The sequence below is a fragment of the Kitasatospora sp. MY 5-36 genome (assembly GCF_001182915.1).
In the GTDB taxonomy this organism is placed as follows: domain Bacteria; phylum Actinomycetota; class Actinomycetes; order Streptomycetales; family Streptomycetaceae; genus Kitasatospora.
The window spans coordinates 1-8,018 of record NZ_LFVW01000536.1 but is presented as its reverse complement, the minus strand read 5'-3'; the positions used below and the strand labels follow the sequence as shown (position 1 = coordinate 8,018).

Sequence of the window (8,018 nt, the reverse complement as noted above, 5' to 3'; positions counted from 1 at the left end):
CGCCGAGCTCGCCGCCGCGCTACGGGCGACCGAGCGCGCGAGCGCGGGGGCCGCCGCGTGGGTGGCCGAGCTCGGCGCGCGCACCGGCAACCGGGACCTGACCGAGTTCGCGGCGGCCGTCCTCGCCTGTGGCCGGGATCTGGACCTGGAGGACGGCGAGGCCGGCGGAGAGGCGGTTGCCGGGCGTCGGCCGGACGGCGCAGCTGCACCAGAGCGGGCCGGGACGGCGGGGTGGTCCGGGCAGCGGCCGGGCGGGACCAGGCGGTGTCCGGGCCCTGTGGACTGGCCGGGCAGCGGGGTGTACCCGGAGGCCAGGTCCCGACACCCGGAGGTGGAGCTTCATCGCCGGGACCGACGGAGCTCCACCCGTGCCGGGGCGACAAGGGGGTAGCGGGCACAGGAGGAGGGCGCGATTGCCCAGCCGCGCCGCAGCCCGCCGACGGCCTGCCAGCGGGTCGGGCCGACTCGGCTGCCGGGCGCGTCTTCGCGGTCGCGCCCGGACAGTCGGTACGAAGGGTCAGGCTGCGGCGAGCTCTTTCTCGCGCTCCGGCGTCCTGGTCTTGGGCTTCTTGTTCGGCAGTGAGAGCCGGAAGACCTTGTGCCACGCGGAGAACACCTGCTTGGGCAGCGGCCCGGTGACGTACTCCAGCTCGTACTTCTCGAACAGTGCGCGGACCTTCACCGCGACTTCGGCGTACCGGTTGCTCGGCAGGTCCGGGAACAGGTGGTGCTCGATCTGGTGGGACAGGTTGCGTGTCATGAAGTGCATGGCCCTGCTGCCGCTGATGTTCGCCGAGCCCATCATCTGGCGCAGGTACCACTGGCCGCGCGTCTCGCCCTTGACCGACTGGCGCTCGAAGACCCGTACACCTTCGGGGAAGTGCCCGCACATGATCACCGAATGGGACCATATGTTGCGGACCAGGTTCGCGGTGAACGTGGCGGCGAGCGTGGTGAGGAACGACGGGCCCGACAGCAGCGGGTGGATCACGTAGTCCTTGAGCACCTGCTTGCGGATCTTGCGGCCCACGGCCCTGGCCCGCGCCCGGAACTCCGGGTTCCCGCGGCGGTGCTTGCGCAGGTTCTTGCCGAGTTCGAGGTCGTACGCCGCGATGCCGTACTCGAAGAAGCAGGCGTTGGCGAAGTTCCACAGCGGCTGGCCGAGGTGGAGCGGGTGCCACTTCTGGTCCTCGTCGACGCGCATGATGCCGTAGCCGAGGTCGTTGTCCTTGCCGATCACGTTGGTGTACGTGTGGTGCAGCTCGTTGTGCGAGTGCTTCCACTGCGCGGCCGGCGAGACGTGGTCCCACTCCCAGGTGGTGGAGTGGATCTTCGGATCCCGCATCCAGTCCCACTGGCCGTGCAGGACGTTGTGGCCGATCTCCATGTTCTCCATGATCTTCGCCACCGACAGGCCGGCGGTGCCGATCAGCCACGCGGGCGGGAAGATCGAGAACAGCAGCACGCCCCTGCTGGCCAGTTCGAGCTTGCGCTGCACCGAGATGACCTTGCGGATGTAGGCGGCGTCCTTCTCGCCGCGGTCGGCGATCACCTCGTCGCGGATCGCGTCCAGCTCGCGGCCGAGCTCCTCGATCTGCTCCGCGGTCAGGTGGGCGGTGGGGTCGATGGCGGTCAAGGTGCTCCTACCGTTCAATGTCGCAGGGGCCCGCCGCGGCGGACACGCAGGTCTGGATGAGGACACCCGGCTCGGCCTCGGTGATCTCACCGGTGCGCAGGTCGCGGACGGCACCCGCCTTGAGGGGGGTGACGCAGCCGAAGCAGATGCCCATGCGACACCCGGAGGGCATGAGCACACCGGCCTCCTCGCCGACGTCCAGCAACGGCGTGGCGCCGTCCGCGTCGACGGTCTTGCCGGTAGCGCTGAACGTGACCTCGCCACCGCCGCTGCCGTCGTCGCCGGCGACCATGCGGGGGTGGAACCGTTCGGTGTGCAGGCGCTCCTGGACGTCGTGCTCGGTCCAGTGCTCCTCCGCGGCGTCGAGCAGGCCCGCGGGCCCGCAGGCCCAGGTCTCGCGCTCGGCCCAGTCGGGCACGAGCTCACCGAGACGGGCGAGGTCGAGCCTGCCGTCCGTGCCGGTGTGCACCTCGGTGAGGCGCAGCTTCCCGTTCGCGGCCAGGTCGTGCAGTTCGTTGCGGAAGATCACGTCCTGCGGCCGCGGCGCGCAGTGGACCATGACGACGTCATCCAACTCGATGTCGCGCAGCATGCCCATCACGGGCGTGATGCCGCTGCCGGCCGTCAGGTAGAGCACCTTGGCGGGCCTGGCGTGCGGCAGAACGAAGTCACCGATCGGCTGGTCGAGCTGGACCAGTGTGCCCGGTGTCACCCTGCGGACCAGGTGGTTGCTGACCTTGCCGTCCGGGACCGCCTTCACGGTGATCGTGATGCGACCGTCCCGGCGCCCTGTTGGTGAAGTGATGGAGTAGGCGCGCCACAGGCGCCTCCCGTCGACGTCGACGCCGATCCGCACGTACTGGCCGGCCGTGTGGCCGCGCCAGCCCCGTCCCGGCCTGATCACGACGGTCGCGGCGTCACCCGTCTCGGGGTGCACGGCCTCGATGCGCCCCCGTAGGTCGGCGCCGGCCCGCAGCGGGCTGACCAGGTCGAGGTAGTCCGACGGCAGCAGCGGCGTCGTGACCATCTCCAGCAGTTTCCAGGCTCTGCTGCGGAGGGCTGTACTCGTCATGGTTCCAGCCTGCTGTGCCTCAGGGCGTAAAGTCCTGACCGTAGGGCGTGAATCTGGTCGGCCGAATTGTTCGTAGGGAACAAAAACGTGAGCCATGCAATCAGGAGGGCCGGCGAACCGGTCCTGGACGGGACGACGGTCACCGCGCTTCGGTCCGCGCTGGCGGCCACCGCCGACGAGGTCGTCCGGGCGATCATCGACGAGGTCCCGCCCTATGCCAACGCGCTCTCGGGCCGCATGGGCGCGACCATCCGCCGGGCCGTGCGCACCGCCCTGGGGCACTACCTGGACCTCGCCGGCGGGAACGCCACGGCTGGCGACGCCGGTGACGCGGCCTACGAGCTGGGCCGCGGCGAGGTGCGCGACGGCCGTTCGATGGACGCGCTGCTCAGCGCCTACCGCGTCGGCGCCCGGGTGGCATGGCGGTGCCTGGCAGCGGGCGCCGTACCCGCAGGTCTGCCCGCCGCCGAGGTCGCCAAGTTCGCCGAACTGACCTTCGCCTACATCGACGAGCTCTCCGCCGCGAGCGCCGCGGGCCACGCCGACGAACTGGCCGCCCGGGGCCGGGCCCACGAGCGCCACCTGGAACACCTGGCCCGCGACCTCCTCGCCGGCGCGAACCCGGACGTGCTGCTCGCCTCTGTTCAACGAGCCGGGTGGCAGCCCCCCGTCTCGCTGACCGCGGTCCTGCTGCCCGCCCCCCAAGCCCGGCCCGCTTACCGTGCGCTCGACCCGAGCACGCTCGTCCTCGACGATCTGCCCGACGCCACCGGAGTGCTGCTCGTCCCCGACGCCGACCGCCCCCACCTCTTGCGGCAGCTGGCCGACCGCACCGCCGTGGTCGGCCCGGCACGGCCATGGACTCGTGCGTCCGCCTCGTACGCACGAGCCGTCCGTGCGTGGTCCCTCTCCTCTGACTCTGCTGGGATTCGCGACACCGAGGACCACCTGCCCGAGTTGGTGCTGAGTGCCGACATGGACGCGTTCGCCGACCTGCGTACCCGAGCCCTCGCGCCGTTGCGGACCGTGCCCGCCGCGACCGCACGGCGGCTGGAGGAGACGCTGCGGGCGTGGCTGCTGCACCAGGGCAGACGGGACGAGGTGGCGGCGGCGCTGTTCATCCATCCTCAGACGGTCCGGTACCGGATGTCGCAACTGCGGGAACTGTTCCCGGATCTCGCCTCGCCAGACCGGATCCTCGAACTCACCCTGGCGGTGGGTCTCCGGGCCGGCTGACACGTACGCCCGGCAGGGCCCGCCCGGACCTCGCCGACGAGACGGCCACCACTAGTTCCCGCCGCTGACACCGAGTCGGCATCGCCGGTGCCGGAGCGCAGGCGGACGAGGACGGGGAGGGAACCGGTGCGGCGGAGCCGGGGTCTCCGCCGCACCGGATGGCGGCTCGCGCTGTCAGGGGGTGTCGCCCGCCCAGTCCCAGCGGAACGGATCCCCGGGGCGGGGCCCATAGCAGGCGCGCCCGCCGGCACCGTATCGGCCGATCCCGGTCGCCAACACGGCACCATCGGCGAGCTGCTCCGTGTCCCAGCCGGTGACGTCCAGGAGCAGGCCGTCGAGCGGGCCGCCGACGAGCTCGCAGTACACACACCCCGGCCGCGGGCCGGGGTGTGTGTCGTCGTGGTCGGTTCCGTAGACCCGGCCCCGCAGCGGCGTCTCGTCGTCCATGGATGCGTCCGGTCCCGCGACCCGATGGTGCGGCGGTGGCCGGTCAGGAGGTGATCACCTCCAGGACGGGGTGGAAGGTGGTGTGGCTGCGGGCGTCGAGGTTGACGGCGAGGCCGACGGTGGCGAGGGGCTGGAAGAGGGCCAGGGTGAGGGAGGGGTTGCCCGGGGTGACGGCGGGGGTGACGTCGAGGGGGATCCAGTCGGGTGTGGTGGAGATCCGGCCGGTGCCGAGGGGTTGGGCCAGGCCGGGGGCGTTGGCCCAGGTGACGGCGGGTTCGGTCCAGGGGGTGGGGGCGGGGGTGAAGGCCTGGAGGGTGGCGAGGGGGCCCCCGGAGTCGGCGACCGCGCCGTGGACCCAGAGGACGGCGCGGCGGACGGTGCCGGGGACGGCGGTGGTGTCGAAGGCGAGGAGGGCGCGCCGGCTGAAGCCGCTGTCGGTGGTGTTGGTGTTCTTGACCGTCAGGGTGGTGGCGGTGCCGTAGTTGGTGGTGGCGTAGGAGCCGTCGCGGACGTAGCTGTCCTGGGTGGGGTCGAGCAGGGTCGCGGTGGCGGTCGCCGGGGCGCCGGAGGCGGTGGTGAGGGTGATGGTGCGGCCGGCGCCCTGGGTGCCGCCGAGCTCCACCAGGAGGGTCACCGCGCCCTCGGTGGAGAGCACACTGACGCCTTCGGCGGCCCCGGTGGGGCGGCCCGTGCCGGCGAGGGTGAGCGTGACGGTGGCGGCCCGGCGGGAGGGGTCGGCGACGGTGACGGTGCGGGTGCTGTCGGTGTCGCGGACCAGCACCGAGCAGGGGGCGGAGGCGGTGAGCGGCCCGGCCGTGCCGGCGGCGAAGAAGTTGGCGGCGGGGACACCCGAGGCGGAGTCGGATATCGCCTGGACCGTACGGGAGTTGGCGAGGGTGGTGACGGTGGGGGCGGCCGCCCGGGCCGCGGTGGCCGCGGCGGTCGCGCCGGGCAGCACCTGGTACTCGTACCCGGCGTCGGTGGGGTTGGTGCCGTGGTCGAACCAGAGGGTGAGGTAGCGGCGGGTGAGCTGCTCGGTGGAGCCGCCGGTGTTGATGTCGTGCCAACTGCCGGTGCGGGCCTCGCGCTTCGCCCGCAGGGTGGTGCCGGCGGGCAGGACGTAGCCGCCGAAACCCGCGACGGCGACGGCGCGGGCGCCGTCGAGGCGCTGGGACCAGCCGAGGGTGGTGGGCTGGGCGGCGCCGTCCACGGTGAGGGCGTGGGTGCCGGCGGGGCCGAGGTTGCGGTTGTCGACGACGGTCTCCACCGGGGTGCCGTCGGTGCAGCTGATGCCCGCGCCGAGGCAGACCACCGCATCGTCCAGCAGGAACCAGGACTTGCGTCCGGTCAGGGTGGAGGAGAGGCCGCGCAGGTCCTGGCCGACGGCGGCGTAGGTGCCGTCGGTGGCGCCGCCGGCCCAGGTGGAGTCCGGGCGGGGTGCGCCCCAGGTGCCGCCGGCGGCGTCGGCGAGCGGCTTGGCGGAGACGGTGGTGCCGGGCAGGCGGTACGGGTCCACGGTGGGCCAGAAGGCGTCCGAGTACTGGCCGTTGCCAAAGGTGGCACCCCACCAGGAGAGCATGCCGTTGTTGGTGTGCCAGCCGCGCAGGTGCTCGCCGTTGCCGGTCTCGTAGAAGGTGGTGCGGGCGGAGCAGAGGCTGAGCGAGGCGGCCCAGCCGGAGCGGCGGACCACGGCGCGGTCCATCGCGAACACCCGGGCGCCGAGCGGCTCGGGGGCGGCGGCGGTGGCGGAGTTCAGGAGGGCCTGGGCACGGGCGAGCTCGGGGACGTCGAGGTAGGCGTTGGAGAGGTAGGGCAGGTAGTGGTCACGGGTGAGCCAGCCCTTCACGGCGGAGCGCCAGGCGGCGGACTGGGCGGCCGGGGCGGCGCCGGAGTCGGCGAGGCGCAGGATGTGGCCGATCAGGGTGTGGCCCCGGACGTGGTCGTCCTGCTGGAGCTGGAGCTGGTCGCCGCTCTGGCGGCCCCGGCTGACGGCCCGCCCGCTCACGGCGTCCATCACCAGGCCGTTGTAGAGGAAGGGCGCGTAGGCGTCGGTGACGGCGTCGAAGACGTTCTGCCGGGACGGGTCGGAGATCTGCCAGGCGGAACCGGCCAGCAGGGCGAAGAGCCTGCTCAGGCCACCGAGCAGCACCTCCCCGTAGGAGCCGGTGTACGGCACCCAGGTGTGCTGGACGAAGGAGCCGTCGGCGTACAGGCCGTCGCCGGCCAGGACGTACGGGAAGACCGGGGAGAGCGCGGTGGTGGCGGTGGTGAGCTTGGCGGAGGTGCGGCCCAGCACTCCGCGCAGGGCCAGGACGCGGCACAGGTCCACCCGGTTGCCGCCGGTGCTGGTGCCCGTGTAGCTCGACACCAGGGAGTCGGGGACCTGGCGGTCCACGGCGGCGAGCAGGGCGGAGAGCCGGGTGGGCGGCAGGAGGTCGTGGGCCAGGACGCAGGTGTCGAGGAGGGCCTGCGGGGTGCCGATCTGCCAGTCCCACCAGTTGCCGTAGGCGGTGGCCGTGGGGGTGTAGGCGCCGGTGGTGGTGTTGAGGTGGTTCAGGCCGGTGGTGATCGCGGTGGCCAGGGCCTGGTCACCGGTCAGACCGGTGCCGGGCTGCGCCCAGGCCATGGCCAGGGTGCGCAGGCGGGTGTGGGAGGCGGTGACGTTCGCCGAGGCGGTGCCCAGGGGGAGGTCCGGCCAGAGGGACGTGGAGGTCGGGGCCATGGCCTGGAGCTGGGTGCGGGCCCGGTCGCCGAGGGCGGCGAGGGTGGTGGCGTAGGGGGCCGTGGCCGGGTCGAAGCCGGTGCCGGTGAGCAGGTCGAGCCAGCGCAGGCGCAGGGTGTCGTAGGCGTCGGCCGCGGCCGTGGCGGGGGTGGGGAGGGCACCGAGGGTGAGGGCGGTGGTGCCGGTGGCGGCGAGTCGCAGCAGGCGGCGGCGGGAGAGCAGGGCGGGGTTCGGCGCGGCGGTCATGGGGGGAGCTCCTCCTGGGAGGTGGGGGCCGGGCGGGACGACGGTGGGCGTCTTCGGTCTGACCTCGCCGTCGGCGATCGAGTGGAGGCGCTCGGGTGGAGGCGCTCGGCGCGGGCCTTCTCGGCCGCGTGGTCCGGATCGCGGGAGGCCTTCCACGTCGTCAGACGGTGAAAGGAGGCGCCGCGCGGGCCAGTCGGGCGCCGGCGGCGGTGAGCCAGTGGGCCGCCCGGTGGCGGGCGTCGGCCGGGTCCCCGGACAGCCCGGTGAGGGTGAGCGCGCCGGGGTCGGAGGCCTCCCCGGCGACGACCCGGGCGGGGACGCCGGCCCGCTCCGCGCGGGCGAGGACCTCGCCGACCGCCTTGCCGAGCAGGCTGGTGCGGTCGAAGCGGCCCTCGCCGGTGATCACCAGGCCGGCCCCGGTGAGGGCTTCGTCGAGGCCGGTCAGCTCGGCCACCGCCGCCGCGCCGGGGACCACCTGCGCACCCCAGGCGGTCACCAGGCCGTAGGCGGTGCCGCCGGCCGCGCCGGAGCCGGGGAGGGCAGGGTCGCCCCCGAGCAGGTCGGCGAAGCGGCGCAGCCCCGCCTCCAGGACGGCGATCCGGGCCGGGTCGGCACCCTTCTGCGGCCCGTAGACGGCGGCCGCCCCGGTGGGGCCGAGC

6 protein-coding genes are annotated in these 8,018 nt (G+C 73.5%); 1 reads left to right on the top strand and 5 read right to left on the bottom strand.

The window, feature by feature from the left end:
• Positions 1 to 517 precede the first annotated feature (517 nt).
• Entirely contained in the window at positions 518 to 1,636 is a 1,119-nt protein-coding gene (locus tag AE652_RS29400) for an acyl-CoA desaturase (RefSeq protein WP_049656946.1), read from the bottom strand.
• A 7-nt stretch (positions 1,637 to 1,643) separates the two neighbouring features.
• On the bottom strand, positions 1,644 to 2,708 hold the full coding sequence (locus AE652_RS29395; RefSeq protein ID WP_049656944.1) for a ferredoxin reductase: 1,065 nt from the start codon (positions 2,706 to 2,708) through the stop codon (positions 1,644 to 1,646).
• 87 nt (positions 2,709 to 2,795) lie between these two features.
• Between AE652_RS29395 and AE652_RS29390 the strand changes: the two genes are divergently transcribed.
• On the top strand, positions 2,796 to 3,944 hold the full coding sequence (locus AE652_RS29390) for a CdaR family transcriptional regulator (protein WP_049656942.1): 1,149 nt from the start codon (positions 2,796 to 2,798) through the stop codon (positions 3,942 to 3,944).
• Between the two features lie 174 nt (positions 3,945 to 4,118).
• Here the strand turns inward: AE652_RS29390 and AE652_RS29385 are convergent, their stop codons facing one another.
• The 3 genes from AE652_RS29385 to AE652_RS29375 all read right to left on the bottom strand — a co-directional run.
• Complete coding sequence (locus tag AE652_RS29385; RefSeq protein ID WP_049656940.1) at positions 4,119 to 4,391, bottom strand: hypothetical protein; 273 nt, start codon at positions 4,389 to 4,391, stop codon at positions 4,119 to 4,121.
• 43 nt (positions 4,392 to 4,434) lie between these two features.
• Positions 4,435 to 7,359 carry a polysaccharide lyase family 8 super-sandwich domain-containing protein gene (locus AE652_RS29380; RefSeq protein WP_063780309.1) on the bottom strand — a complete coding sequence of 975 codons (2,925 nt, stop codon included), beginning with the start codon at positions 7,357 to 7,359 and terminating at the stop codon, positions 4,435 to 4,437.
• 160 nt (positions 7,360 to 7,519) lie between these two features.
• A partial coding sequence (locus AE652_RS29375; protein WP_049656939.1) for a glycerate kinase occupies positions 7,520 to 8,018 on the bottom strand: 499 nt, incomplete at its 5' end.

Excerpts from the sequence above, each read along its gene's own strand:
- AE652_RS29395 (WP_049656944.1), bottom strand. The coding sequence starts at position 2,708 with ATGACGAGTACAGCCCTCCGCAGCAGAGCCTGGAAACTGCTGGAGATG.
- AE652_RS29385 (WP_049656940.1), bottom strand. The coding sequence starts at position 4,391 with ATGGACGACGAGACGCCGCTGCGGGGCCGGGTCTACGGAACCGACCAC.
- AE652_RS29380 (WP_063780309.1), bottom strand. The coding sequence starts at position 7,359 with ATGACCGCCGCGCCGAACCCCGCCCTGCTCTCCCGCCGCCGCCTGCTG.